Annotated in this window: 21 protein-coding genes and 1 pseudogene; 21 read left to right on the top strand and 1 reads right to left on the bottom strand. The window is 41.0% G+C overall.

Going from position 1 to position 26,203, the window contains the following annotated elements; translation table 11 throughout:
• Positions 1-35 precede the first annotated feature (35 nt).
• Together GEZ84_RS04060 and GEZ84_RS04055 are read left to right on the top strand one after the other, a co-directional pair.
• On the top strand, positions 36-953 hold the full coding sequence (locus GEZ84_RS04060) for a dihydrodipicolinate synthase family protein (protein ID WP_001281525.1): 918 nt from the start codon (positions 36-38) through the stop codon (positions 951-953).
• 17 nt (positions 954-970) lie between these two features.
• Complete coding sequence (locus tag GEZ84_RS04055; protein ID WP_153223580.1) at positions 971-1,855, top strand: ROK family protein; 885 nt, start codon at positions 971-973, stop codon at positions 1,853-1,855.
• 15 nt (positions 1,856-1,870) lie between these two features.
• Here the strand turns inward: GEZ84_RS04055 and GEZ84_RS04050 are convergent, their stop codons facing one another.
• On the bottom strand, positions 1,871-2,722 hold the full coding sequence (locus GEZ84_RS04050) for a MurR/RpiR family transcriptional regulator (protein ID WP_153223579.1): 852 nt from the start codon (positions 2,720-2,722) through the stop codon (positions 1,871-1,873).
• Positions 2,723-2,913: 191 nt separating this feature from the next.
• On the opposite strand from GEZ84_RS04050, the gene pbp2b reads away from it, so the two are divergent.
• From pbp2b to GEZ84_RS03950, 19 genes and pseudogenes are all read left to right on the top strand, one after another.
• The gene (gene pbp2b, locus GEZ84_RS04045; protein WP_153223578.1) at positions 2,914-4,971 is read left to right on the top strand and encodes a penicillin-binding protein PBP2B; all 2,058 of its coding nucleotides are present in this window, start codon (positions 2,914-2,916) and stop codon (positions 4,969-4,971) included.
• Between the two features lie 10 nt (positions 4,972-4,981).
• Positions 4,982-5,578, top strand: a complete 597-nt coding sequence (gene recR, locus GEZ84_RS04040; RefSeq protein WP_050206372.1) for a recombination mediator RecR — start codon at positions 4,982-4,984, stop codon at positions 5,576-5,578.
• A gap of 176 nt (positions 5,579-5,754) precedes the next feature.
• A complete protein-coding gene (locus tag GEZ84_RS04035; protein WP_153223577.1) occupies positions 5,755-6,798 on the top strand; it encodes a D-alanine--D-alanine ligase in 1,044 nt (347 codons plus the stop codon).
• Between the two features lie 84 nt (positions 6,799-6,882).
• Positions 6,883-8,256, top strand: a complete 1,374-nt coding sequence (locus GEZ84_RS04030) for a UDP-N-acetylmuramoyl-tripeptide--D-alanyl-D-alanine ligase (RefSeq protein ID WP_153223576.1) — start codon at positions 6,883-6,885, stop codon at positions 8,254-8,256.
• A complete protein-coding gene (locus GEZ84_RS04025; RefSeq protein WP_153223575.1) occupies positions 8,243-8,854 on the top strand; it encodes an NUDIX hydrolase N-terminal domain-containing protein in 612 nt (203 codons plus the stop codon). The genes GEZ84_RS04030 and GEZ84_RS04025 overlap by 14 nt, the downstream gene beginning before the upstream one ends.
• 90 nt (positions 8,855-8,944) lie before the next feature.
• Complete coding sequence (locus tag GEZ84_RS04020; protein ID WP_153223574.1) at positions 8,945-9,649, top strand: TIGR02206 family membrane protein; 705 nt, start codon at positions 8,945-8,947, stop codon at positions 9,647-9,649.
• A gap of 216 nt (positions 9,650-9,865) precedes the next feature.
• Positions 9,866-11,239, top strand: a complete 1,374-nt coding sequence (ftsA, locus tag GEZ84_RS04015) for a cell division protein FtsA (protein WP_153223573.1) — start codon at positions 9,866-9,868, stop codon at positions 11,237-11,239.
• A gap of 16 nt (positions 11,240-11,255) precedes the next feature.
• Positions 11,256-12,512, top strand: a complete 1,257-nt coding sequence (ftsZ, locus tag GEZ84_RS04010) for a cell division protein FtsZ (RefSeq protein ID WP_153223572.1) — start codon at positions 11,256-11,258, stop codon at positions 12,510-12,512.
• A 4-nt stretch (positions 12,513-12,516) separates the two neighbouring features.
• The gene (locus GEZ84_RS04005; protein WP_153223571.1) at positions 12,517-13,188 is read left to right on the top strand and encodes a YggS family pyridoxal phosphate-dependent enzyme; all 672 of its coding nucleotides are present in this window, start codon (positions 12,517-12,519) and stop codon (positions 13,186-13,188) included.
• 9 nt (positions 13,189-13,197) lie between these two features.
• Entirely contained in the window at positions 13,198-13,731 is a 534-nt protein-coding gene (locus GEZ84_RS04000) for a cell division protein SepF (protein WP_153223570.1), read from the top strand.
• Positions 13,731-13,994 (top strand): YggT family protein, encoded by a 264-nt coding sequence (locus GEZ84_RS03995; RefSeq protein WP_000898130.1) that lies wholly within the window; start codon positions 13,731-13,733, stop codon positions 13,992-13,994. The genes GEZ84_RS04000 and GEZ84_RS03995 overlap by 1 nt, the downstream gene beginning before the upstream one ends.
• The gene (locus GEZ84_RS03990; protein ID WP_153223569.1) at positions 13,991-14,776 is read left to right on the top strand and encodes an RNA-binding protein; all 786 of its coding nucleotides are present in this window, start codon (positions 13,991-13,993) and stop codon (positions 14,774-14,776) included. Before GEZ84_RS03995 ends, GEZ84_RS03990 begins: the two co-directional genes overlap by 4 nt.
• An 8-nt stretch (positions 14,777-14,784) precedes the next feature.
• A complete protein-coding gene (locus GEZ84_RS03985) occupies positions 14,785-15,660 on the top strand; it encodes a DivIVA domain-containing protein (RefSeq protein WP_001123208.1) in 876 nt (291 codons plus the stop codon).
• A 252-nt stretch (positions 15,661-15,912) separates the two neighbouring features.
• Positions 15,913-18,705, top strand: coding sequence for an isoleucine--tRNA ligase (ileS, locus tag GEZ84_RS03975; protein ID WP_153223568.1), 2,793 nt, complete (start codon positions 15,913-15,915; stop codon positions 18,703-18,705).
• 134 nt (positions 18,706-18,839) lie between these two features.
• On the top strand, positions 18,840-19,175 hold the full coding sequence (locus GEZ84_RS03970; protein ID WP_319946417.1) for a hypothetical protein: 336 nt from the start codon (positions 18,840-18,842) through the stop codon (positions 19,173-19,175).
• 134 nt (positions 19,176-19,309) lie between these two features.
• Complete coding sequence (locus GEZ84_RS03965) at positions 19,310-20,002, top strand: phosphoglycerate mutase (protein ID WP_000240129.1); 693 nt, start codon at positions 19,310-19,312, stop codon at positions 20,000-20,002.
• Between the two features lie 52 nt (positions 20,003-20,054).
• Positions 20,055-22,467, top strand: a pseudogene (locus tag GEZ84_RS03960) (glycosyl hydrolase family 95 catalytic domain-containing protein).
• A gap of 245 nt (positions 22,468-22,712) precedes the next feature.
• Positions 22,713-23,414, top strand: coding sequence for an ABC transporter ATP-binding protein (locus GEZ84_RS03955; RefSeq protein ID WP_153223567.1), 702 nt, complete (start codon positions 22,713-22,715; stop codon positions 23,412-23,414).
• Position 23,415: 1 nt separating this feature from the next.
• Positions 23,416-26,124: an ABC transporter permease gene (locus GEZ84_RS03950; protein WP_153223566.1), complete on the top strand. Its 2,709-nt coding sequence runs from the start codon at positions 23,416-23,418 to the stop codon at positions 26,122-26,124.
• Positions 26,125-26,203: the final 79 nt, after the last annotated feature.

Below are 26,203 nucleotides of genomic sequence, written 5' to 3'. Positions count from 1 at the left end.
CTCTAGCAGAAAATAAAAATAATAGGAGAAAATCTATGTCAGATTTGAAAAAATACGAAGGTGTCATTCCAGCCTTCTACGCATGTTATGATGAACAAGGAGAAGTAAGTCCAGAACGTACACGTGCCTTGGTTCAATACTTCATTGATAAAGGTGTTCAAGGTCTTTATGTCAATGGGTCTTCTGGCGAATGTATCTATCAAAGCGTTGAAGACCGCAAGTTAATCTTGGAAGAAGTCATGGCAGTTGCCAAAGGTAAACTGACCATCATTGCTCACGTTGCTTGCAACAATACCAAAGATAGTATGGAACTAGCTCGTCATGCAGAAAGCTTGGGTGTAGATGCCATTGCAACAATTCCACCAATTTACTTCCGCTTACCAGAATACTCAGTTGCTAAGTACTGGAACGATATCAGTTCTGCAGCTCCAAACACAGACTATGTTATTTACAACATTCCTCAATTGGCAGGTGTTGCTTTGACTCCAAGTCTTTATACTGAAATGTTGAAGAATCCTCGTGTTATCGGTGTGAAGAACTCTTCTATGCCAGTTCAAGATATCCAAACTTTTGTGAGCCTCGGTGGAGAAGACCATATCGTCTTTAATGGTCCAGATGAGCAGTTCCTAGGGGGACGCCTCATGGGTGCTAAGGCTGGTATCGGTGGTACTTACGGTGCGATGCCAGAACTCTTCTTGAAACTCAACCAATTGATTGCGGATAAAGATTTGGAAACAGCGCGTGAATTACAATATGCTATCAACGCAATCATTGGTAAACTCACTTCTGCACATGGAAATATGTATGGTGTCATTAAAGAAGTCTTGAAGATCAATGAAGGACTTAATATTGGATCTGTTCGTTCACCTTTGACACCAGTGACTGAAGAAGATCGTCCAGTTGTGGAAGCAGCTGCAGCCTTGATTCGTGAAACTAAGGAGCGCTTCCTCTAATTCATAAGGAGGTATTTATGACACACTACGTTGCAATTGATATCGGTGGAACTAACATCAAGTATGGTTTGGTTGATCAAGAGGGGCAACTTCTTGAATCGCATGAGATACCGACAGAGGCACATAAGGGTGGTCCCCATATTTTAGAGAAAACCAAACAGATTGTAGCTAGTTATCTTGAAAAAGATTCTGTAGCAGGTGTTGCCATTTCTTCGGCAGGTATGGTGGATCCTGACAAGGGTGAAATTTTCTATGCTGGCCCACAGATTCCAAATTATGCAGGTACGCAGTTCAAGAAGGAAATCGAGACTAGCTTTGATATTCCTTGTGAAATTGAAAATGATGTTAACTGTGCAGGCCTTGCTGAGGCAGTATCTGGTTCAGGCAAGGGAGCGAGTGTGACACTTTGCTTAACCATTGGAACAGGTATTGGTGGTTGTTTAATTATTGACGGTCAAGTCTTCCATGGTTTTAGTAACTCTGCCTGTGAGGTTGGCTATCTACACATGCAGGATGGAGCCTTCCAAGATTTAGCCTCAACCACAGCTTTGGTTCGTTATGTAGCAGAAGCACATGGTGATCCAGTTGATCAGTGGAATGGTCGTAGAATCTTTAAGGAAGCTACTGAAGGGAACAAACTCTGCATGGATGGTATCGACCGCATGGTTGACTATCTAGGAAAAGGTCTAGCTAATATTTGTTATGTGGCCAATCCAGAAGTAGTTATTCTAGGTGGTGGTATCATGGGACAAGAAGCTATTCTCAAGCCTAAAATTCGAAAAGCTTTGAAAGATGCTTTGGTACCAAGTCTAGCAGATAAGACGAGATTAGAATTTGCTCATCATCAGAATACAGCAGGTATGCTCGGTGCATATTATCATTTCAAGACAAAACAATCCTAGTTTGGCAATGCCAAACTAGGATTTTCTAGCTCTTTTTTGTCTTCGATAGCCGTTAAGTTTTTTATTTTCCCAGTAGCTATTGAATATTCTCTCTTTATTTTCTCGATTGATTTCTAAAAAGTAAGCATAAATTAAATCAATCCAAAAAAGCATTGGAAGTTGAGAGGAGATACGCTGGATATAGGATGATTGATTGTGACTAGCAACCAGTACAGTTTCAGTATACAGTTGGTTTTCTTTGTTTGGTACGCTGGTAAAGAGGACTGTTTTTGCCCCCATTTCTTTAGCATCTAACAAGCTGTCTAGAATAGATTGAGTAGATCCAGATAGTGAAAAACCTAGAACCAAGCAATTGTCATCCATGATACTAGTAGTCCAAGCAAAGCCATCTTGATCGGTTATAGCTTCACAGACCACTCCTAAACGCATAAAGCGTAATTTCATCTCACGAGCGACAAGGCCAGAGCTTCCAGTGCCAAAAAAATAGACTCTTTCAGCATCTTCTATCATATTAGCTATTCGTTCAATTTGATTTTCATTAATTAATTCCTGAGTTTGCTCTCGCATATTGCTATAGCTTCTGAGAACACCTTGTATAAGAGGATTATGGGTCGATAGCTGAAGATTTTGGTTATCAATTTGATGTTGGTATTGGAAAATAAATTCTCTATAGCCAGTAAAACCACACTTTTTAGCAAAACGAGTTAGAGCCGCCTGGGAAATATGAAGTTTCTGAGCGACATTTTGTGATGATAAATCATCCTGTATCGTATCGACCTGTAAGAAATAGTGAGCAATTTCTTGCTCTAATTCAGTTAATTCATCAAAGTGGAGATCAATAATAGAGGGAATATCTTGATTGTTCATAGGATTCCTTTGTATGATTTATATTAAATTAAAAGTCAGAAATTTCTATTGGTTGATATTATTATACCATACAAAATAATGATAATTAAATAAAAAAGAAAAGCTCTTTTAAAAATCAAATAAAGTACTCCCATTTTCCATAATTTTCTTCTCAATTTGTGGTACAATGAAGAATGAGATTTTAAATAGAAATGAGACTGACTTGTATGAGAAAATTTGACAGCCATTCGATTCCGATTCGGCTTAATTTATTGTTTTCAATTGTTATTTTGCTCTTTATGACCATCATTGGTCGCCTGCTTTACATGCAGGTTTTGAACAAGGATTTTTATGAGACAAAACTAGCATCGGCAAGTAAAACAAAGGTGACAACTAGTTCAGCTCGAGGCGAAATTTATGATGCCAGCGGCAAGCCCTTGGTTGAAAATACTGTGAAACAAGTTGTTTCCTTTACTCGAAACAACAAAATGACGGCTGCAGATTTGAAAGAAACAGCCAAGAAGTTGCTAGCCTATGTGGGAGTTTCTTCTCCAACATTGACTGACCGACAGTTGGCAGACTATTACCTAGCAGATCAAGATGTCTATAAGAAAGCAGTGGAAAGTTTACCACATGAGAAACGACTAGATTCTGACGGAAATCAATTATCTGAATCCGAACTTTACAATAACACTGTTGAAAGTATCAATCCAAGTCAATTGACCTACTCGGATGACGAAAAGAAAGAAATTTACCTCTTTAGCCAACTCAATGCAGTTGAAAATTTTGCGACAGGTACCATTGCGACAGATTCCTTGACAGATACACAGATTGCCTTGATTGCTTCGGCTTCTAAGAATTTACCTGGCATCAGTATTTCGACTTCCTGGGATCGAAAAGTTCTAGAAACTTCACTTTCTTCTATAGTAGGTAGTGTATCCAGTGAAAAAGCTGGTCTCCCAGCTGAAGAAGCAGATGCTTATATTAAAAAGGGTTATTCTTTAAATGACCGTGTTGGGACTTCTTATTTAGAAAAACAATACGAGGAAACCTTGCAAGGAAAACGTTCGGTGAAAGAAATCCATCTAGATAAGTACGGTAACATGGAAAGTGTTGAAAATATCGAAGACGGTAGCAAAGGGAACAATATTAAACTGACCATTGATTTGGCCTTCCAAGATAGTGTGGATAATCTTCTTAAAAGTTACTTCAATTCCGAGTTAGGAAATGGAGGAGCTAGATATTCTGAAGGTGTTTATGCAGTTGCTTTGAACCCAAAAACAGGTGCAGTTTTGTCTATGTCAGGGCTCAAACATGATCTGAAAACGGGAGAGCTAACGCCTGATTCCTTGGGAACGGTGACTAATGTCTTTGTCCCAGGTTCGGTTGTCAAGGCGGCGACCATCAGTTCTGGTTGGGAAAATGGAGTCTTGTCAGGGAACCAAACCTTGACAGACCAACCGATTGTCTTCCAAGGTTCAGCTCCAATTAATTCATGGTATACTCAGGCTTACGGTTCATTCCCGATTACAGCTGTGGAAGCCTTGGAGTATTCTTCTAATACCTACATGGTTCAAACGGCTTTGGGAATTATGGGACAGACCTATCAACCTAATATGTTTGTTGGAACTAGTAATTTGAAATCAGCTATGGGGAAACTTCGTTCGACATTTGCTGAATATGGTCTTGGAGCCTCAACAGGCATTGACCTTCCAGATGAATCAACTGGTTTTATACCAAAAGAGTATAATTTTGCTAATTACATTACCAATGCCTTTGGTCAGTTTGATAACTACACTCCTATGCAATTGGCCCAGTACGTTGGAACCATTGCCAACAACGGTGTTCGGATTGCACCTCACATTGTCGAGGGGATTTATGGAAACAATGAACAAGGCGGCTTAGGGAACTTAATCCAATCTGTTGAATCCAAGGAAATGAATAAAATTAATATTTCTGAGTCTGATGTTTCCATCCTCCAACAAGGATTTTATCAAGTTTCACATGGTGGGAGTGCTCTGACGACAGGTCGTGCCTTTTCCAATGGTGCAGCTGTATCCATTAGTGGTAAAACAGGTACTGCCGAAAGTTATGTTGAGGGTGGTCAAGAAGCTAACAATACTAATGCTGTGGCCTATGCACCATCAGATAATCCTCAAATCGCTGTAGCTGTTGTCTTCCCTCATAACACCAACCTTACAAATGGTGTCGGACCTTCCATTGCGCGCGACATTATCAACCTCTATAACCAACATCATCCAATGAATTAGAAAGGAACATATGCTTTATCCAACACCTATTGCCAAGCTGATTGATAGCTATTCAAAGTTACCAGGTATCGGGATTAAGACGGCTACCCGTCTGGCCTTCTATACTATTGGAATGTCTGATGACGATGTCAATGAATTTGCCAAAAACCTCCTTTCTGCTAAGAGAGAGCTAACCTATTGTTCAGTTTGTGGTCGTTTGACTGATGACGATCCTTGCTCTATCTGTACCGATCCAAGTCGTGACCAGACAACGATTTTAGTTCTCGAGGATAGTCGTGATGTGGCAGCCATGGAGAACATCCAAGAATACCACGGACTCTATCATGTTTTACACGGACTCATTTCTCCTATGAATGGCGTCAGTCCTGATGATATCAATCTCAAGAGTCTCATGACTCGTCTGATGGACAGTGAAGTTTCAGAGGTCATCGTAGCAACCAATGCCACAGCAGATGGGGAAGCAACTTCTATGTATCTTTCACGTTTGCTCAAGCCAGCTGGGATTAAAGTTACACGCCTGGCACGAGGTCTTGCTGTGGGAGCAGATATCGAGTATGCGGACGAAGTCACACTCTTACGAGCCATTGAAAATCGGACAGAGCTGTAAGTCTAGACAAATTAACAAACTCAATTCATTTATACAAAAAATCAAGGAGGCCGACATTTGTTTTATCGGTCTCTCTTTAGATTTCTTAAAGACTAGTATCAGGTTCAAGTTTCAAAAAAAGAAGCAAATATGATATACTAAAGAGCAAGTATTCTATTAGAATTAGGACAAGTAATATGAAACAAACGATTATTCTTTTATACGGTGGGCGTAGTGCAGAGCGCGAAGTCTCTGTCCTTTCTGCGGAAAGTGTCATGCGTGCGGTTAACTACGATCGTTTCACTGTTAAGACTTTCTTTATCAGTCAGTCAGGTGACTTTATCAAAACGCAAGAATTTAGCCAGACTCCTGGTCAAGAGGACCGTCTTATGACCAATGCGACTATTGATTGGGATAAGAAAGTTGCTCCAAGTGCTATCTATGAAGAAGGGGTAGTGGTCTTTCCAGTCCTTCATGGTCCGATGGGAGAGGATGGCTCTGTTCAAGGATTCCTTGAAGTTTTGAAAATGCCCTATGTCGGCTGTAATATCTTGTCATCAAGCCTTGCTATGGACAAAATCACGACCAAGCGTGTGTTAGAATCTGCTGGTATTGCCCAAGTTCCTTATGTGGCTATCGTTGAAGGGGATGATGTGACTTCTAAAATCGCTGAAGTTGAAGAAAAATTGACTTATCCAGTCTTCACTAAGCCGTCAAACATGGGTTCAAGTGTGGGTATTTCTAAGTCTGAAAATCAAGAAGAACTTCGTCAATCCTTGAAACTGGCCTTCCAATATGACAGCCGCGTCTTGGTTGAGCAAGGAGTGAATGCCCGTGAAATCGAGGTTGGTCTCTTGGGTAACTACAATGTCAAAAGCACGCTGCCAGGAGAAGTTGTCAAAGATGTTGCCTTCTATGACTATGACGCCAAGTATATTGATAACAAGATTACCATGGATATCCCAGCCAAGATCAGTGATGACGTGGTAGCTGTCATGCGTCAAAATGCAGAAACAGCCTTTCGTGCCATTGGTGGCCTCGGTCTCTCTCGTTGTGATTTCTTTTATACAGATAAGGGAGAAATCTTCCTAAATGAGCTTAATACCATGCCAGGTTTCACCCAGTGGTCTATGTACCCACTACTTTGGGACAATATGGGAATCAGTTACCCAGACCTAATCGAGCGTTTGGTGGACCTTGCCAAGGAAAGTTTTGACAAGCGCGAAGCGCATTTGCTATAAAAATGAAAGAAGGGGTAGGAGCCAGAACCATCACTGCAAGGTGATCAGAGTTCTCGGACTTCAACCCTTTTTAAAGGAGTAGAAATGAAATTAACAATCCATGAAGTGGCCCAAGTTGTAGGGGCTAAAAATGATGTGACAATTTATCCAGATAGTCCACTAGTTAAGGCGGAATTTGACAGTCGTTTGATTGCTGCAGGGGACTTATTTGTGCCCCTAAAAGGTGCGCGTGATGGCCATGACTTTATCGAAACAGCTTTTGAAAATGGCGCTGCTGCAACCCTGTCTGAGAAAGAGGTCGCAAATCATCCCTACATTCTAGTAGACGACGTTTTGGCTGCCTTTCAATCACTAGCTGCCTACTATCTTGAGAAAACAGCTGTTGATGTCTTTGCAGTTACGGGTTCAAATGGTAAGACGACGACCAAGGATATGTTAGCACACTTGCTATCAACAACCTACAAAACTTACAAAACACAAGGAAACTACAATAATGAGATTGGTCTTCCTTACACGGTTCTTCACATGCCTGAAGGAACAGAAAAGTTGGTCTTGGAGATGGGACAGGATCACTTGGGAGATATTCATCTCTTGTCAGAATTGGCTCACCCAAAGACAGCCATCGTGACCTTGGTTGGAGAAGCCCATTTGGCCTTTTTCAAAGATCGTTCTGAAATTGCTAAAGGAAAAATGCAAATTGCAGACGGGATGGCACCTGATTCCTTGCTTTTAGCTCCAGCTGACACTATTGTAGAGGACTACTTGCCAACTGACAAAAAGGTAGTTCGTTTTGGGCAAGGGGCAGAGCTGGAAATTACAGACTTAGTTGAGCGCAAGGACAGTCTGACCTTTAAAGCTAATTTCTTGGAAAAAGCTCTTGATTTGCCAGTGACTGGTAAGTACAATGCTACCAATGCTATGATTGCATCTTATGTTGCCCTACAAGAAGGAGTTTCAGAGGAGCAAATTCGTTTGGCCTTCCAAAATCTTGAATTGACACGTAACCGTACCGAGTGGAAGAAAGCAGCCAATGGAGCAGACATTCTGTCAGATGTTTACAATGCCAATCCGACTGCTATGAAATTGATTTTAGAGACTTTCTCTGCTATTCCAGCCAATGAAGGTGGCAAGAAAATTGCAGTCTTGGCGGATATGAAGGAACTCGGTGACCAGTCTGTTCAACTCCATAACCAGATGATTTTGAGCCTCTCACCAGATGTACTTGATACCGTGATTTTCTACGGAGAAGATATTGCTGAATTAGCTCAACTGGCCAGTCAAATGTTCCCAATTGGCCACGTTTACTACTTCAAGAAAACAGAAGACCAAGACCAATTTGAAGACCTAGTTAAGCAGGTCAAAGAAAGCCTTGGAGCCCATGACCAAATCTTGCTCAAAGGCTCTAACTCTATGAATCTAGCTAAGTTGGTAGAAAGTTTAGAAAATGAAGACAAGTGATTTTGCTAAGTATCTTCAAAGAATGATTGCTCTTACAGATACTGGACTAACCTTTACAAAGGATCCTTTTGACCGTGAGCGCTACGAAGACTTGCGAAGTCTGTTATCTGAAATGTTGAATCAGGTATCAGACCTTGATGCAGACGAAGTGGCAGAACTCTTGAAACCGACCTCCGCTTATGCGACTCCTTTAATGGACGTCCGTGCTTGGATAGTTGAGGATGAAAAAATTTGTCTGGTTAGGGGACAAGGAGAGAATGATTGGGCTTTGCCAGGTGGCTTTGGTGAAGTCGGCTATTCTCCAACAGAAAATATTCTCAAGGAAATTGAAGAAGAAACCGGTTTTGAAGCTAAAGTAGAAAGACTACTAGCTGTTTTTGATACCAATCGTTTCCAACTACAGAGCAAACAGTATGCAAAGTTTGTTTTTGAATGTAAGCTTCTCGCTGGGCAATTCCAAGAAAATCAAGAAATTGCTGACCTTCAATTTTTTGCCATTGACCAACTGCCAGCCTTATCTGAAAAACGCATTACCAAAGAGCAAATAGAGATTCTTTGGCAGGTTTATCAAGGTCAGAGGGAGCAATATCTTGACTAAAAAGATGATTATCGTATTTCTAAATCCATTTTTGACAAATAGCATGGTATAATAATATGCAGGAAAATTTTGAATCACGAGGAAGACTAGATGAATTTATGGGATATTTTCTTTACGACTCAGGCAACAGAGCCACCCAAGTTTGATCTTTTTTGGTATGTCAGTATATTTACACTCTTGGCCTTGACCTTTTATACAGCCTATCGTTATCGTGAAAAGAAGGTTTACCAACGATTTTTCCAGATTTTACAGGCTGTTCAGTTGATTCTACTTTATGGTTGGTATTGGGTCAATCATATGCCACTGTCAGAAAGCTTACCCTTTTACCATTGCCGTATGGCTATGTTTGTGGTGCTCTTGCTTCCTGGTCAGTCTAAATATAGGCAGTATTTTGCATTATTGGGGACATTTGGGACATTAGCAGCCTTTGTTTATCCAGTGCCAGATGCCTATCCTTTCCCCCATATTGCGATTTTGTCCTTTATCTTTGGGCATTTAGCACTCTTGGGGAACTCTCTAGTTTATCTATTGAGACAGTATGATGCACGATTGCTAGATGTGAAGAGAATTTTTATCATGACTTTTGCCCTAAATGCCTTGATTTTTGTGGTCAATTTGGTAACAGGTGGAGATTATGGATTCTTGACAAAACCGCCATTGGTTGGAGATCACGGCTTAGTAGCTAATTATTTAATCGTTTCTCTGGCCCTGTCAGCAGCGATTACGTTGACAAAGAAAATCTTGGAACTATTTTTAGAACAAGAAGCAGAAAAAATGATTGCAAAGAAAGCTTAGAAATGAGCTTTCTTTTTGTACACTAGATAGATTGTTGATAAAGTTTACAGTGAATGAATTTTTGAACAGAAAAACTAAAAATTGGCTAGTAAATTTAGGAAAAACTAAGCACAATCAGATTTTTTGTGTTATAATATTCTGTGAATAGCTATGCCCATGTTTAGCTATGGAATATTACGAAGTGAGAAACTTGGAAGATAGAGAGGATGCGATGTAATGGCTAGAGAAGGCTTTTTTACAGGTCTAGATATTGGAACAAGCTCTGTTAAGGTGCTTGTAGCCGAGCAGAGAAATGGTGAATTAAATGTAATTGGCGTGAGTAATGCCAAAAGTAAAGGTGTAAAGGATGGAATCATTGTTGATATTGATGCAGCAGCAACTGCTATCAAATCAGCTATTTCCCAAGCAGAAGAAAAGGCAGGCATTTCGATTAAATCAGTGAATGTCGGCTTGCCTGGAAATCTTCTGCAGGTAGAACCAACTCAAGGGATGATTCCAGTAACATCTGATACCAAGGAAATTACGGATCAAGATGTTGAAAATGTTGTCAAATCAGCTTTGACAAAGAGTATGACACCTGACCGTGAAGTCATTACCTTTATTCCTGAAGAATTTATTGTGGATGGTTTCCAAGGAATTCGTGACCCACGTGGCATGATGGGGGTTCGCCTTGAAATGCGTGGCTTGCTTTATACAGGCCCTCGTACTATCTTGCACAATTTGCGTAAGACAGTTGAACGTGCAGGTGTTCAGGTTGAAAATGTTATCATTTCACCACTAGCAATGGTTCAATCAGTTTTGAACGAAGGTGAACGTGAATTTGGTACTACAGTGATTGATATGGGGGCAGGTCAAACGACTGTCGCTACAATTCGTAACCAAGAACTCCAGTTCACCAATATTCTCCAAGAAGGCGGAGATTATGTAACTAAGGATATCTCTAAAGTCTTGAAGACATCACAGAAACTAGCCGAAGGTTTGAAATTAAACTATGGAGAGGCTTATCCTCCTCTCGCAAGTAAAGAAACATTCCAAGTTGAAGTGATCGGGGAAGTAGAACCTGTTGAAGTAACAGAAAATTACTTGTCAGAGATTATTTCTGCACGAATCAAGCATATCTTTGAACAAATCAAACAAGACTTGGAGAGAAGACATTTATTGGATCTTCCTGGTGGAATTGTTTTGATCGGTGGAAATGCTATTTTACCGGGTATGGTAGAATTGGCTCAAGAAGTCTTTGGCGTTCGTGTCAAACTCTATGTTCCAAACCAAGTTGGTATTCGCAATCCAGCCTTTGCGCATGTGATTAGTCTATCGGAATTCGCTGGACAATTGACAGAAGTCAATCTTTTGGCTCAACGAGCAGTCAAGGGTGAAGTTGCTCTGACTCATCAACCAATTAGTTTTGGGGGAATGATTCAGAAAACAGCTCAGTTTGTACAATCAACGCCTGTTCAACCAGCTCCTACTCCAGAAGTAGAGCCGGTGGCTCCTACAGAACCAATGGCGGATTTCCAACAAGCTTCACAAAATAAACCGAAATTAGCAGATCGTTTCCGTGGCTTGATCGGAAGCATGTTTGACGAATAAAGAGGAAAAATAAATTATGACATTTTCATTTGATACAGCTGCTGCTCAAGGTGCAGTGATTAAAGTAATTGGTGTCGGTGGAGGTGGTGGCAATGCCATCAACCGTATGGTCGACGAAGGTGTTACAGGCGTAGAATTTATCGCAGCAAACACAGATGTACAAGCATTGAGTAGTACAAAAGCTGAGACTGTTATTCAGTTGGGACCTAAATTGACTCGTGGTTTGGGTGCAGGAGGTCAACCTGAGGTTGGTCGTAAAGCTGCTGAAGAAAGCGAAGAAACACTGACGGAAGCTATCAGTGGTGCGGATATGGTCTTCATCACTGCTGGTATGGGAGGAGGCTCTGGAACTGGAGCTGCTCCTGTTATTGCTCGTATCGCCAAAGATTTAGGTGCTCTTACAGTTGGTGTTGTAACACGTCCGTTTGGTTTTGAAGGAAGCAAACGTGGACAATTTGCTGTAGAAGGAATCAATCAACTACGTGAGCATGTAGATACTCTATTGATTATCTCAAACAACAACTTGCTTGAAATTGTTGATAAGAAAACACCGCTCTTGGAGGCTCTTAGCGAAGCGGATAACGTTCTTCGTCAAGGTGTTCAAGGAATTACCGATTTGATTACCAACCCAGGATTGATTAACCTTGACTTTGCCGATGTGAAAACAGTTATGGCAAATAAAGGGAACGCCCTAATGGGTATCGGTATTGGTAGTGGAGAAGAACGTGTAGTAGAAGCAGCTCGTAAAGCAATCTACTCACCACTTCTTGAAACAACGATTGATGGTGCTGAGGATGTTATCGTCAACGTTACTGGCGGACTTGACTTGACTTTGATTGAAGCAGAAGAAGCATCGGAAATCGTTAACCAAGCAGCTGGTCAAGGAGTGAACATCTGGCTCGGAACATCTATTGATGAAAGCATGCGTGATGAAATTCGCGTAACAGTTGTTGCAACAGGTGTTCGTCAAGATCGTGTTGAAAAGGTAGTAGCTCCACAAGCTAGACCTACTACTAACTACCGTGAGACAGTGAAACCAGCTCATTCACATGGCTTTGATCGTCATTTTGATATGGCAGAAACAGCTGAATTGCCAAAACAAAATCAACGTCGATTGGAACAAACTCAAGGATCTGCTTTTGGTGATTGGGATTTGCGACGTGAGACGATTGTTCGTCCAACTGATTCAGTTGTATCACCAGTCGAACGTTTCGAAGCACCATCTTTAGAAGAGGATGAATTAGAAACTCCTCCATTTTTCAAAAATCGTTAAGTAAATGAATTTGAAAGAAAATACAGAACGTGTTTTTCAACAAATAAAAGATGCAAGTCAGCAGGCAGGAAGAGAAGATAATTCTGTTTCAGTTCTTGCTGTTACAAAATATGTAGACGTGCCGACAGCGGAGGCTTTGCTTCCGCTAGGTGTGCATCATATTGGTGAAAATCGTGTGGATAAATTTCTTGAGAAATATGAAGCTTTAAAAGATAGAAATATTACCTGGCATTTGATTGGAACCTTGCAAAGACGCAAGGTCAAAGATGTCATTCAGTATGTTGATTATTTCCACGCTTTGGATTCATTAAAGCTAGCAGAAGAAATTCAAAAGAGAAGTGACCGAGTTGTTAAGTGTTTCTTACAAGTGAATATCTCAAGGGAAGAGAGCAAACATGGTTTTTCAAAGGAAGAACTACTGGAGCTCTTGCCAGAATTAGCAACCTTAGATAAAATTGAATATGTAGGCTTGATGACTATGGCTCCTTTTGAAGCTAGTAGTGATGAGTTGAAAGAAATTTTTAAAGCTACACAGGATTTGCAACTAGAAATTAGAGAAAAACAAATTTCCAATATGCCAATGACGGACTTGAGTATGGGTATGAGTCGTGACTACAAGGAAGCGATTGAATTTGGCTCAACATTTGTCAGAATTGGTACAGCATTTTTTAAGTAGGAAAGAAATATGTCTTTAAAAGATAGATTTGATAGATTTATAGATTATTTTACAGAAGATGGAGAAGATGCTGGTATTACTTATCAGCCTAAAGCTGAGGAACCGATTGTGGCTCCAGTTCCTTCCGTAAAAGAGTTACCTCAACAAATTGCAACTACGCCATCTAAAGAAAAAAACATTACTCGTCTTCATGCCCGTCAACAAGAGTTGGCTATGCAAAGTCAACGTTCTACAGATAAGGTGACAATTGATGTTCGTTACCCACGCAAATACGAAGATGCTACAGATATTGTTGATTTATTAGCTGGTAACGAAAGTATTTTGATTGATTTTCAATATATGACAGAGATTCAAGCACGTCGTTGTTTAGATTATCTGGATGGAGCTTGTCATGTTCTAGCTGGAAATTTGAAAAAGGTAGCTTCTACCATGTATCTGTTGACACCAGTGAATGTTATTGTAAATGTTGAAGATATTCGTTTACCAGATGAATCACAAAATGGTGAATTTGGTTTTGACATGAAGCGTACGAGAGTGAAATAATGCTCTTTCTCATTCGTTTTATTCAAAATGCAGTAGATATCTATTCACTGATTTTAGTCGTTTTTGCTCTGATGTCTTGGTTCCCAAATGCTTATGAATCGCGCCTAGGTCGCTTGATTATTAGCTTAGTGAAACCGATAATAGCTCCTTTACAACGCTTACCCCTTCAGATTGCAGGGCTTGACTTGTCTGTCTGGATTGCGGTATTATTAGTGCATTTTTTAGGGAACCAATTGATTCGACTTTTAGTGATTTTTCTATGAACAAGATGATTTATCAACACTTTTCTAAGAATGATTCGTCTTTTATTGATAAAGGAGCCGAATGGATAAAAAAGGTAGAAGATTCTTATTCTCCGTTTTTAACACCTTTTGTAAATCCTCATCAAGAAAAGATTCTAAAGGTTCTAGCATCAACGAAGGGCATCTCCTACATGAGTAGTCGGCAGTTTCTTGAAACTGAATACGTACGGATACTCCTGTATCCTGATTATTTCGAACCCGAATTCTCTGATTTTGAACTATCCTTGCAAGAAATAGTTTATTCTAATAAGTTTGAACGTTTAACGCATGCAAAAATATTAGGGACTGTTTTAAATCAGCTGGGAATTGATAGGAAGCTGTTTGGTGATATCTTAGTCAATGAAGAGAGAGCACAGATTATCATTAATCGACAGTTTACTCTCCTTTTCCAAGACGGCATTACGAAAATTGCCCGTCTACCTGTTCGTCTAGAAGAACGGGATTTTACTGAGAAAATTGCTACAGCAGAAGATTATCAAGAATTGGATATTTGTATCGCTAGTTCTAGATTAGATGTTTTCCTAGCGGGGGTCTTCAAACTGTCAAGAAATCAGGCAAATCAGTTAATTGAAAAGCAGGCAGTTCAAGTTAATTACCATTTAGTTGAAAAATCAGATTATACAGTTCAAGTTGGAGACTTGATTAGTGTAAGGAAATTTGGTCGATTGAAACTCATTAGAGATAATGGGCAAACCAAAAAAGATAAAAAGAAATTAACGGTCCAATTGTTATTAAGTAAGTGAGGAAAAATATGCCAATTACATCGTTAGAAATCAAAGATAAAACCTTTAGCACACGCTTCAGAGGGTTTGATCAAGAAGAAGTAGATGAATTTTTAGATATTGTAGTCCGTGATTATGAGGATTTAGTTCGCTCTAATCATGATAAGGATTTACATATTAAGAGTTTGGAAGAGCGTTTGTCTTACTTTGATGAGATGAAAGATTCATTGAGCCAGTCTGTATTGATTGCACAAGACACAGCTGAACGAGTAAAACAAGCTGCAGCTGAACGTTCAAATAATATTATCCATCAAGCAGAGCAAGATGCACAACGTTTATTGGAAGAAGCTAAGTATAAGGCAAATGAAATTCTTCGTCACGCAACTGATAATGCTAAGAAAGTTGCTGTTGAAACAGAAGAATTGAAGAACAAGAGTCGTGTCTTTCACCAACGTCTCAAATCTACCATTGAGAGCCAGTTAGCAATTGTTGAATCATCAGATTGGGAAGACATTCTTCGCCCAACAGCGACTTATCTTCAAACAAGTGATGAGGCCTTTAAAGAAGTTGTTAGCGAAGTTTTAGGTGACTCTGTCTTACAACAGCATTCAGAGGAAGAACCAATTGATATTACTCGTCAGTTTTCTCCTGAGGAAATGGCAGAGTTGCAAGCACGTATCGAAGCGGCTAATAAGGAACTTGCGGAAGCCGAAGCAAGAGCCGAGCAGGAACAAGTAGTTTCACCAGCTCCTGTTGTTGAAGAAAGTCTAGCTCATCCAGTTGGTCCGATGTATGAAGAACCAGAAGTAGCCCCAAGCCATTACTCAGGCCCAACACCTGCTACTGAAGCTGTAAATTCAGAACCAGGTTTTGTGGCACCGCAAGAATCTGTTACAATTTTATAAGAAATAATCTGAGAACAATATCTTATCCTTATATTTCCAGCGAGCAGGAGATGGTGTGAGTCCTGTAATCCCTAATGATAAGATTATCCTCTCAAACAATCAAGTCTGAATGGAGTAAGATTTGACGTTCCCCACGTTACGGGATAAGAGGGAGAAAGATTAAATCTTTTTCCAAATAAAGGTGGTACCACGATTTTCGTCCTTTTTGGCAGTCGTGGTTTTTAATTTGTTATTATTTATAAAGGAGATACCATGAAACTCAAAGATACCCTTAACCTTGGGAAAACAGCTTTCCCAATGCGTGCAGGACTTCCTACCAAAGAACCAGTTTGGCAAAAGGAATGGGAAGATGCAAAACTTTACCAACGTCGTCAAGAATTGAACCAAGGAAAACCTCATTTCACCTTGCATGATGGCCCTCCATACGCGAACGGAAATATCCACGTTGGCCATGCTATGAATAAGATTTCAAAAGATATCATTGTCCGCTCAAAATCTATGTCAGGTTTTTACGCACCATTTATCCCTGGTTGGGACACTCATGGTCTACCAATCGAGCAAGTTTTGGCAAAACAAGGTGTCAAACGCAAAGAAATGGACTTGGTTGAGTACTTGAAACTTTGCCGTGAATACGCTCTTTCACAAGTAGATAAACAACGTGAAGACTTTAAACGTTTGGGTGTTTCTGGTGACTGGGAAAATCCGTATGTGACGTTGACTCCTGATTATGAAGCAGCACAAATCCGTGTCTTCGGTGAAATGGCTAACAAGGGCTATATCTACCGTGGAGCCAAGCCAGTTTACTGGTCTTGGTCATCAGAGTCTGCCCTTGCTGAAGCAGAGATTGAATACCATGACTTGCTTTCTACATCTCTTTACTATGCCAATAAGGTAAAAGATGGCAAAGGTGTTCTAGATGCAGATACTTATATCGTTGTCTGGACAACGACTCCATTTACCATCACAGCTTCTCGTGGTTTGACTGTTGGAGCGGATATTGATTACGTTTTGGTTCAACCTGCTGGTGAAAATCGTAAGTTTGTAGTTGCTGCAGAATTGTTGACTAGCTTGTCTGAGAAGTTTGGCTGGTCTGATGTTCAAGTTTTAGCAACTTACCGTGGTCAAGAATTGAATCATATCGTAACAGAACACCCATGGGATACAGCTGTAGATGAATTGGTTATCCTTGGTGACCATGTTACAACTGACTCTGGTACAGGTATTGTCCATACAGCCCCTGGTTTTGGTGAGGATGACTACAATGTTGGTATTGCTAATGGTCTTGAAGTTGCAGTGACTGTTGACGAACGTGGTATCATGATGAAGAATGCTGGTCCTGAGTTTGAAGGTCAATTCTATGAAAAGGTAGTTCCAACTGTTATTGAAAAACTTGGTAACCTCCTTCTAGCCCGAGAAGAAATCTCTCACTCATACCCATTTGACTGGCGTACGAAGAAACCAATCATCTGGCGTGCAGTTCCACAATGGTTTGCCTCAGTTTCTAAATTCCGCCAAGACATCTTGGACGAAATTGAAAAAGTGAAATTCCACTCAGAATGGGGTAAAGTCCGTCTTTACAATATGATCCGTGACCGTGGCGACTGGGTTATCTCTCGTCAACGTGCTTGGGGTGTTCCACTTCCTATCTTCTACGCTGAAGATGGTACAGCTATCATGACAGCTGAAACGATTGAACACGTAGCTCAACTCTTTGAAGTACACGGTTCAAGAATTTGGTGGGAACGTGATGCTAAGGACCTCTTGCCAGAAGGATTTACTCACCCAGGTTCACCAAATGGCGAGTTCAAGAAAGAAACAGACATCATGGACGTTTGGTTTGACTCAGGTTCATCATGGAATGGAGTTGTGGTAAACCGTCCTGAGTTGACTTACCCAGCAGACCTTTACCTAGAAGGTTCTGACCAATACCGTGGTTGGTTCAACTCATCACTTATCACATCTGTTGCCAACCATGGCGTAGCACCTTACAAACAAATCTTGTCACAAGGTTTTGCCCTTGACGGTAAAGGTGAGAAGATGTCTAAATCTCTTGGAAATACTATTGCTCCAAGCGATGTTGAAAAACAATTTGGTGCTGAAATCTTGCGTCTCTGGGTAACAAGTGTCGACTCAAGTAACGACGTGCGTATCTCTATGGATATCTTGAGCCAAGTCTCTGAAACTTACCGTAAGATTCGTAACACCCTTCGTTTCTTGATTGCCAATACATCTGACTTTAACCCAGCTCAAGATGCAGTAGCTTACGATGAGCTTCGTTCAGTTGATAAGTACATGACGATTCGCTTTAACCAGCTTGTTAAGATCATTCGTGACGCTTATGCTAACTTTGAATTCTTGACAATCTACAAGGCCTTGGTGAACTTTATCAACGTTGATTTGTCAGCCTTTTACCTTGATTTTGCCAAAGATGTTGTTTATATCGAAGGTGCAAAATCATTGGAACGCCGTCAAATGCAGACTGTCTTCTATGATATTCTTGTGAAAATCACCAAACTCTTGACACCAATCCTTCCTCACACAGCAGAGGAAATCTGGTCATATCTTGAGTTTGAAGTAGAAGACTTCGTTCAATTGTCAGAATTGCCAGAAGCAGAGACATTTGCTAATCAAGAAGAAATCTTGGATACATGGGCTGCCTTCATGGACTTCCGTGGACAAGCTCAAAAAGCTTTGGAAGAGGCTCGTAATGCCAAAGTTATCGGTAAATCGCTTGAAGCACACTTGACAGTTTATCCAAACGAAGTTGTGAAAACTCTACTCGAAGCAGTAAACAGCAATGTAGCTCAACTTTTAATCGTGTCTGAATTGACCATTGCAGAAGGAGCAGCTCCAGAAGCTGCCGTTAGCTTCGAAGATGTAGCCTTTACAGTTGAACGCGCTGCAGGTGAAGTATGTGACCGTTGCCGTCGTATCGACCCAACAACAGCAGAACGCAGCTACCAGGCAGTTATCTGTGACCACTGTGCAAGCATCGTAGAAGAAAACTTTGCAGACGCAGTTGCAGAAGGATTTGAAGAGAAATAGTCTAAGAAAAATACAGGTGAAATTCCTGTATTTTTTTAAAAAATAAAAACTTTAATAAAAATATGGTATAATATACCTTATTAAAATAAAAGGAGACAGTTATGAAGACAAAAACACTTGCATAAGTTGCTGGAATTATTGGGACTATCGCAGGCACGCTCTTGGCAATTTTACCTGTAATTATATTAATGATTGTACCTATTTTTGAGAATGAAGATTTTACGGGAGTAATTTTGGCGATTATTTTCATTGTTTTTACATTAGTGAAAATCGCAACTCTAATTCTTGGAATTCTCTCTCTAATCTACTATAAGGATGATAAGCGTATTTCAATGGCACCATCTATTTTGTTAATCGTAGGTTCTGTAGTAGGCTTGATTCCATTTTTAGGCTGGATTGGTGGCATCGTCATTGTCATCGGTGGTGCCCTTTTTTTAACAAGCTTGAAACAATTTCAAGTTCAAGAATAGTTGTTTATTGGGAGAAGGGGCGTTTACCTCTTCTCTTTTTAATCGATTTTGACTAGCTTTTTTGTGAAAAATTGTGTAAAATAGAATAGATAAACGAGGGGAAACCTCGGAAAATTTAAAGGAGAATCCATCTAATGGTAAAATTGGTTTTTGCTCGCCACGGTGAGTCTGAATGGAACAAAGCTAACCTTTTCACTGGTTGGGCTGATGTTGATTTGTCTGAAAAAGGTACACAACAAGCGATTGACGCTGGTAAATTGATCAAAGAAGCTGGTATCGAATTTGACCAAGCTTACACTTCAGTATTGAAACGCGCGATCAAAACAACTAACTTGGCTCTTGAAGCTTCTGACCAATTATGGGTTCCAGTTGAAAAATCATGGCGCTTGAACGAACGTCACTACGGTGGTTTGACTGGTAAAAACAAAGCTGAAGCTGCTGAACAATTTGGTGATGAGCAAGTTCACATCTGGCGTCGTTCATACGATGTATTGCCTCCAAACATGGATCGTGATGATGAGCACTCAGCTCACACTGACCGTCGTTACGCTTCACTTGACGATTCAGTTATTCCAGATGCTGAAAACTTGAAAGTGACTTTGGAACGTGCCCTTCCATTCTGGGAAGATAAAATCGCTCCAGCTCTTAAAGATGGTAAAAACGTATTCGTAGGAGCTCACGGTAACTCAATCCGTGCCCTTGTAAAACACATCAAAGGTTTGTCAGATGACGAAATCATGGACGTGGAAATCCCTAACTTCCCACCATTGGTATTCGAATTTGACGAAAAATTGAACGTAGTTTCTGAATACTACCTTGGAAAATAAAAAATTGTAAGTCTAGGATTGATTTCTAGACTTTTTATGTTAGTATGGTAGTATGATAAGGAATAAAAAACAAGATTATGTGCTGACCTACAAGCAACCAGCGTCAACAACATATAAAAGTTGGGAAGAAGAGGCTTTACCGATAGGCAATGGTTCTTTAGGGGCAAAAGTATTTGGGCTTATTGGTGCTGAGCGGATTCAATTCAATGAAAAGAGCCTTTGGTCTGGTGGTCCTCTTCCTGATAGTTCCGATTACCAGGGTGGAAATCTTCAGGATCAGTATGTTTTTTTAGCTGAGATTCGGCAGGCTTTGGAAAATAGAGACTACAATACTGCTAAGGAACTGGCTGAACAGCACCTAGTTGGACCAAAAACGAGTCAATATGGGACCTATCTGTCCTTTGGTGATATTCACATAGAGTTTAGCAATCAAGGTAAGACTTTGTATCAGGTGACGGATTACCAGAGACAGCTTAATATCAGTAAGGCGCTTGCGACAACTTCTTATGTCTATAAGGGGACGAGATTTGAACGTGAAGTCTTTGCCAGTTTTCCAGATGATCTCTTGGTTCAGCGCTTTACTAAGGAAGGGTCGGAAACTCTAGATTTTACTATGGACCTGTCGCTGACTCGTGATTTGGCTTCTGATGGAAAGTATGAGCAGGAAAAACTGGATTACAAGGAGTGCCAGCTGGATATCTCTACTTCCCATATCTTGATGAAGGGGCGGGTTAAGGACAATGACCTGCAGTTTGCTAGCTGTCTAGCTTGGAAAACGGATGGAGACATTAGAGTCTGGTCAGATAAGGTTCAGATATCAGGAGCCAGTTATGCCAATCTCTTCTTGGTGGCTAAGACGGATTTTGCCCAAAATCCTGCTAGCAATTATCGCAAGAAAATAGATTTAGAGCAACAGGTAAAGGACTTGGTGGAGACAGCTAAAGAAGAGGGTTATACCCAATTGAAATCAAGGCATATTGAGGACTATCAAGCCTTATTCCAGCGTGTTCAATTGGATTTGGGAGCTAATGGTGACATATCCACTACGGATGATTTGTTAAAAAATTATAAGTCACAAGAGGGGCAGGATTTGGAGGAGCTGTTCTTCCAGTATGGACGGTATTTATTGATTAGTTCGTCCAGAGACTGCCCAGATGCGCTACCAGCTAACCTACAGGGAGTCTGGAATGCGGTCGACAATCCTCCTTGGAATTCGGACTATCACTTAAATGTCAATCTTCAGATGAATTATTGGCCAGCCTATGTTACCAATCTCCTAGAGACGGCCTTTCCAGTCATCAATTAATATAGATGATTTACGTGTTTATGGTCGTCTAGCAGCTGCAAAGTATGCAGGAATCATCTCTCGGGAAGGGGAGGAGAATGGTTGGTTAGTCCATACCCAAGCGACTCCTTTTGGTTGGACGGCACCTGGTTGGGATTACTATTGGGGTTGGTCGCCAGCTTCCAATGCGTGGATGATGCAAACTGTTTATGAGGTCTATTCATTTTATAGGGATCAAGACTATCTCAGGGAGAAAATTTATCCCATGTTGAGGGAAACGGTTCGTTTTTGGAATGCCTTTTTACATAAGGATCAGCAGGCGTATCGTTGGGTCTCTTCTCCGTCTTATTCTCCAGAACATGGGCCGATTTCGATTGGCAATACCTATGACCAATCTCTGATTTGGCAATTATTCCATGATTTTATTCAGGCTGCTCAAGAATTAGAGCTGGATGCGGACTTGTTGACGGAAGTCAAAGAAAAATTTGACCTGCTTAATCCTCTACAAATCAATCAATCTGGTCGAATCAGAGAGTGGTATGAGGAGGAAGAGCAACATTTTCAAAATGAAAAAGTGGAGGCCCAGCATCGGCACGCTTCCCATCTAGTGGGACTCTATCCTGGCAATCTCTTTAGCTACAAGGGACAGGAGTATCTTGAAGCGGCGCGTTCTAGCCTCAATGATCGTGGAGACGGCGGCACAGGTTGGTCCAAGGCTAATAAGATCAATCTCTGGGCGCGTTTGGGAGATGGCAATCGAGCCCATAAATTATTAGCAGAGCAGTTAAAGACATCCACCTTGCCAAATCTTTGGTGTAGCCATCCTCCTTTTCAGATAGATGGTAATTTTGGTGCTAGCAGTGGCATGGCAGAAATGTTGCTCCAGTCTCATACAGCTTATCTGGTGCCTCTAGCCGCCCTACCCGATGCTTGGTCAACAGGTTCTGTTTCAGGTTTAGTGGCACGTGGACATTTTGAAGTGAGCATGAGCTGGGCGGATAAAAAACTCTTACAGTTGATCATTTTATCAAGAAGTGGGGGAGATTTGCGAGTCTCCTATCCAGGTATTGAAAAAAGTATGATTGAAGTGAATCAAGAAAAAGCAAAAGTGAAATGCATAGAGAAAGATTGTATTTCAGTGGCGACAGCAGAAGGCGATCTGGTTCAATTTTCTTTTTAAGAAGATGTCATACTCTTCGAAAATCAAATTCAAACCACGTCAGCTTTATCTGCAACCTCAAAGCGGTGCTTTGAGCAACCTGCGGCTAGCTTCCTAGTTTGCTCTTTGATTTTCATTGAGTATTAGAAGGCAGTGATTTGAAACTGCCTTTTTTGAAGGATTTGAGAATGTAAGCAGTTTCCAACTAGTTGAAAAAGCGTTATAATGGTAGTAGGAAGTAATTTGTTTGAGAGAGGATAGGTCTGATGGCTTATATTGAGATGAAACACTGTTACAAACGTTATCAGGTTGGGGACACGGAGATTGTGGCCAATCGTGATGTTAATTTTGAGATTGAAAAGGGAGAATTGGTTGTTATTCTAGGTGCGTCAGGTGCTGGTAAGTCAACAGTTCTCAATCTCCTAGGAGGTATGGATACCAATGATGAGGGGGAGATTTGGATCGATGGTGCCAATATTGCCAACTATAGTTCGCACCAACGAACAAACTATCGTCGTGAAGATGTAGGTTTTGTTTTTCAGTTTTATAATCTAGTGTCCAATTTGACAGCTAAGGAAAATGTGGAACTGGCTTCTGAAATCGTGACAGATGCCTTGAATCCTGAACAGGTATTGACAGATGTAGGTCTGGCTCATCGTCTCAATAACTTTCCAGCCCAGCTTTCTGGAGGGGAGCAACAGCGAGTCTCCATTGCACGCGCGGTAGCCAAAAATCCTAAAATTCTCCTTTGTGACGAACCGACTGGAGCCTTGGATTATCAGACGGGCAAGCAGGTTTTGAAAATCCTCCAAGATATGTCTCGTCAAAAGAGAGCGACGGTGATTATCGTGACTCACAATGGAGCTTTGGCGCCCATTGCTGATCGCGTGATTCATATGCACGATGCCAGTGTCAAGGATGTGGTGATGAACCATCATCCTCAGGATATTGATACATTGGAGTACTAGCATGATCAAGCGAAAAACCTATTGGAAGGACTTAATTCAGTCCTTCACAGGCTCCAAGGGGCGTTTTTTATCCATCTTGACCTTGATGATGTTGGGGTCTCTAGCCCTAGTAGGTCTCAAAGTAACCAGTCCTAACATGGAGGCGACAGCTAATGCTTATTTAACAACTGCGCAAACCTTGGATTTGGCAGTTATGTCTAACTATGGTTTGGATCAAGCAGATCAAGAAGAACTAGAACAGATAGAGGGTGCAGAGGTTGAGTTTGGCTATTTGACAGATGTGACTATGGAGAATGGGCAGGATGCTATTCGGCTCTACTCCAAACCAGCGCGAATTTCAACCTTTCAGCTAAGAGAGGGACGACTCCCTCAGACAGGACAGGAAATTGCTTTAGCCAGTCATTTGCAAGGCCAATATCGTGTGGGACAGGAGATTAGCTTTAAAGAAAAAGAAGGCAGTCATTCCTCTTTAAAAGACCATACCTATACCATTACTGGTTTTGTGGATTCAGCTGAAATCCTCTCTCAGAGAGATATGGGCTACGCAGGAAGTGGAAGTGGTACTTTAACCGCTTATGGGGTGATTTTACCTAGTCAGTTTGATCAGAAAGTCTACAATATAGCTCGTTTGAAATATCAAGATTTGTCAGGATTAAATGCTTTCTCAGCTGCTTATGAAGAAAAATCCAAACAGCATCAGGAAGACCTAGAACAAGCTTTATCAGATAATGGCAAGGCACGTCTGCAACTCTTGAAAAAAGAAGGACAAGAGTCTCTAGACAAGGGGCAAGAGACCCTTGACAAGGCTCAGGCTAATTTGCAGGAAGGCAAGCGTCGTTTAGCAACTGCTCAAGCTCGTTTACAGGCTCAGGAGAGTCAACTAGCCTTGCTGCCTCAAGCTCAGAGAGAGCAGGCCAGTGCTCAACTTATCCAAGCCAAGCAGGAATTGAGTAAGGAAGAGGACAAACTAAAGCAGGCTGAACAAAATCTAGCCAAAGAAAAGGAAAAATTAGAAAAACATCAGAAAGTTTTGGATGATTTGACGGAGCCAAGGTATCAAGTCTATAATCGGCAAACCATGCCAGGTGGTCAAGGATATCTCATGTATAGCAATGCTTCAGCCAGTATTCGGGCAGTGGGCAATATCTTTCCTGTGGTGCTTTATGTCGTAGCAGCCATGGTAACTTTTACAACCATGACTCGTTTTGTGGATGAAGAGCGAACTCATGCAGGGATTTTTAAAGCCTTGGGCTATCGTAGTAAGGATATTATCGCTAAATTTCTCTTCTACGGTCTAGTAGCTGGGACTGTAGGAACAGCTCTAGGTAGCATACTTGGCCATTATTTACTAGCCAGTGTGATTTCAAGTGTTATTACAAAAGGTATGGTGGTGGGAGAAACCCAGATTCAGTTCTATTGGACCTATAGCTTACTGGCTCTTGCTTTAAGTTGGTTGGCGAGTGTGTTACCAGCCTATCTGGTGGCTCGTAGGGAACTTCATGACGAAGCAGCCCAGCTTTTATTGCCTAAACCTCCTGTTAAAGGAGCTAAAATCTTACTGGAGCGCATCGGTTTTATTTGGCGTCGTCTCAGTTTTACTCATAAGGTAACAGCTCGTAATATCTTCCGTTATAAGCATCGGATGTTAATGACGATCTTTGGTATAGCAGGTTCTATAGCTTTGCTCTTTGCAGGTTTGGGAATCCAATCCTCTGTAGCAGGAGTTCCGTCTAGACAGTTTCAACAAATTCAACAGTATCAGATGATTATATCTGAAAATCCTAGTGCGACCAATCAGGACAAGGCAGAGTTAGAAGAAGTGTTGAAAGGGCAGGATATCCAAGCCTACCAGAAAATCTATTCTAAAACGCTAGACAAGGATTTCAAAGGCAAGGCTGGTCTTCAAACCATTACCCTTATGATGACAGATAAGGAAGATTTGACACCCTTTATCCATCTGCAGCATCATCAGCAGGAGCTGACATTAAACAATGGCGTCGTTATTACAGCTAAAGTCGCCCAGCTGGCTGGTGTCAAGGTTGGGCAGACTCTAGAAATTGAAGGTAAGGAGCTAAAGGTCGCTGCAATTGCTGAGAATTACGTTGGTCACTTTATTTATATGAGTCAGACTAGCTATGAGCAAATTTACGGACAGGTGCCCCAAGCCAACACTTATCTGGTCTCACTAGGGGATATCAGTGCATCTGGTATAGAAAGGCAGGCAGGCTTACTTATGAATCAAGCTGCGGTGTCAAGCGTCGTCCAGAATGCTTCAGCTATTCGACTATTTGACTCCGTCGCTAGCTCACTCAATCAGACCATGACTATCTTAGTTATCGTATCGGTTCTATTGGCTATTGTTATCCTCTACAATCTAACTAATATCAACGTAGCTGAGAGAATCCGTGAACTCTCTACTATCAAGGTTCTCGGCTTTCATAATAATGAAGTCACCCTCTACATTTATCGTGAGACGATTGTGCTGTCGCTTGTGGGAATCGTCCTTGGCCTAGTAGCTGGTTTCTATTTACATCAATTTTTGATTCAAATGATTTCGCCTGCGACTATTCTCTTTTATCCGCAGGTAGGCTGGGAAGTATATGTGATTCCGGTAGTAGCAGTAAGCATCATTTTGACCTTGCTTGGTTTCTTTGTCAATTATCATCTGAGAAAGGTTGATATGCTTGAAGCCTTGAAATCTGTAGAATAATTTATACTCAATGAAAATCAAAGAGCAAACTAGGAAACTAGCCGCAGGCTGTACTTGAGTACGGCAAGGCGACGTTGAC

The sequence above is a fragment of the Streptococcus mitis genome, assembly GCF_009496155.1.
Classification (GTDB): Bacteria; Bacillota; Bacilli; order Lactobacillales; family Streptococcaceae; genus Streptococcus; species Streptococcus mitis_BQ.
This window is presented reverse-complemented; position numbering and strand designations above follow the sequence as displayed.

What these genes read in the sequence shown, in the direction of transcription:
- ileS (WP_153223568.1), top strand. Translation starts at nt 15,913, where the DNA reads ATGAAACTCAAAGATACCCTTAACCTTGGGAAAACAGCTTTCCCAATG.
- GEZ84_RS03990 (WP_153223569.1), top strand. Translation starts at nt 13,991, where the DNA reads ATGAACAAGATGATTTATCAACACTTTTCTAAGAATGATTCGTCTTTT.
- GEZ84_RS03950 (WP_153223566.1), top strand. Translation starts at nt 23,416, where the DNA reads ATGATCAAGCGAAAAACCTATTGGAAGGACTTAATTCAGTCCTTCACA.
- GEZ84_RS04005 (WP_153223571.1), top strand. Translation starts at nt 12,517, where the DNA reads ATGAATTTGAAAGAAAATACAGAACGTGTTTTTCAACAAATAAAAGAT.
- GEZ84_RS04055 (WP_153223580.1), top strand. Translation starts at nt 971, where the DNA reads ATGACACACTACGTTGCAATTGATATCGGTGGAACTAACATCAAGTAT.
- GEZ84_RS04060 (WP_001281525.1), top strand. Translation starts at nt 36, where the DNA reads ATGTCAGATTTGAAAAAATACGAAGGTGTCATTCCAGCCTTCTACGCA.
- GEZ84_RS03985 (WP_001123208.1), top strand. Translation starts at nt 14,785, where the DNA reads ATGCCAATTACATCGTTAGAAATCAAAGATAAAACCTTTAGCACACGC.
- GEZ84_RS03955 (WP_153223567.1), top strand. Translation starts at nt 22,713, where the DNA reads ATGGCTTATATTGAGATGAAACACTGTTACAAACGTTATCAGGTTGGG.
- GEZ84_RS03965 (WP_000240129.1), top strand. Translation starts at nt 19,310, where the DNA reads ATGGTAAAATTGGTTTTTGCTCGCCACGGTGAGTCTGAATGGAACAAA.
- GEZ84_RS04020 (WP_153223574.1), top strand. Translation starts at nt 8,945, where the DNA reads ATGAATTTATGGGATATTTTCTTTACGACTCAGGCAACAGAGCCACCC.
- pbp2b (WP_153223578.1), top strand. Translation starts at nt 2,914, where the DNA reads ATGAGACTGACTTGTATGAGAAAATTTGACAGCCATTCGATTCCGATT.
- GEZ84_RS04050 (WP_153223579.1), bottom strand. Translation starts at nt 2,722, where the DNA reads ATGAACAATCAAGATATTCCCTCTATTATTGATCTCCACTTTGATGAA.
- ftsA (WP_153223573.1), top strand. Translation starts at nt 9,866, where the DNA reads ATGGCTAGAGAAGGCTTTTTTACAGGTCTAGATATTGGAACAAGCTCT.
- GEZ84_RS04030 (WP_153223576.1), top strand. Translation starts at nt 6,883, where the DNA reads ATGAAATTAACAATCCATGAAGTGGCCCAAGTTGTAGGGGCTAAAAAT.
- GEZ84_RS03995 (WP_000898130.1), top strand. Translation starts at nt 13,731, where the DNA reads ATGCTCTTTCTCATTCGTTTTATTCAAAATGCAGTAGATATCTATTCA.
- GEZ84_RS04000 (WP_153223570.1), top strand. Translation starts at nt 13,198, where the DNA reads ATGTCTTTAAAAGATAGATTTGATAGATTTATAGATTATTTTACAGAA.
- ftsZ (WP_153223572.1), top strand. Translation starts at nt 11,256, where the DNA reads ATGACATTTTCATTTGATACAGCTGCTGCTCAAGGTGCAGTGATTAAA.
- GEZ84_RS04035 (WP_153223577.1), top strand. Translation starts at nt 5,755, where the DNA reads ATGAAACAAACGATTATTCTTTTATACGGTGGGCGTAGTGCAGAGCGC.
- recR (WP_050206372.1), top strand. Translation starts at nt 4,982, where the DNA reads ATGCTTTATCCAACACCTATTGCCAAGCTGATTGATAGCTATTCAAAG.
- GEZ84_RS04025 (WP_153223575.1), top strand. Translation starts at nt 8,243, where the DNA reads ATGAAGACAAGTGATTTTGCTAAGTATCTTCAAAGAATGATTGCTCTT.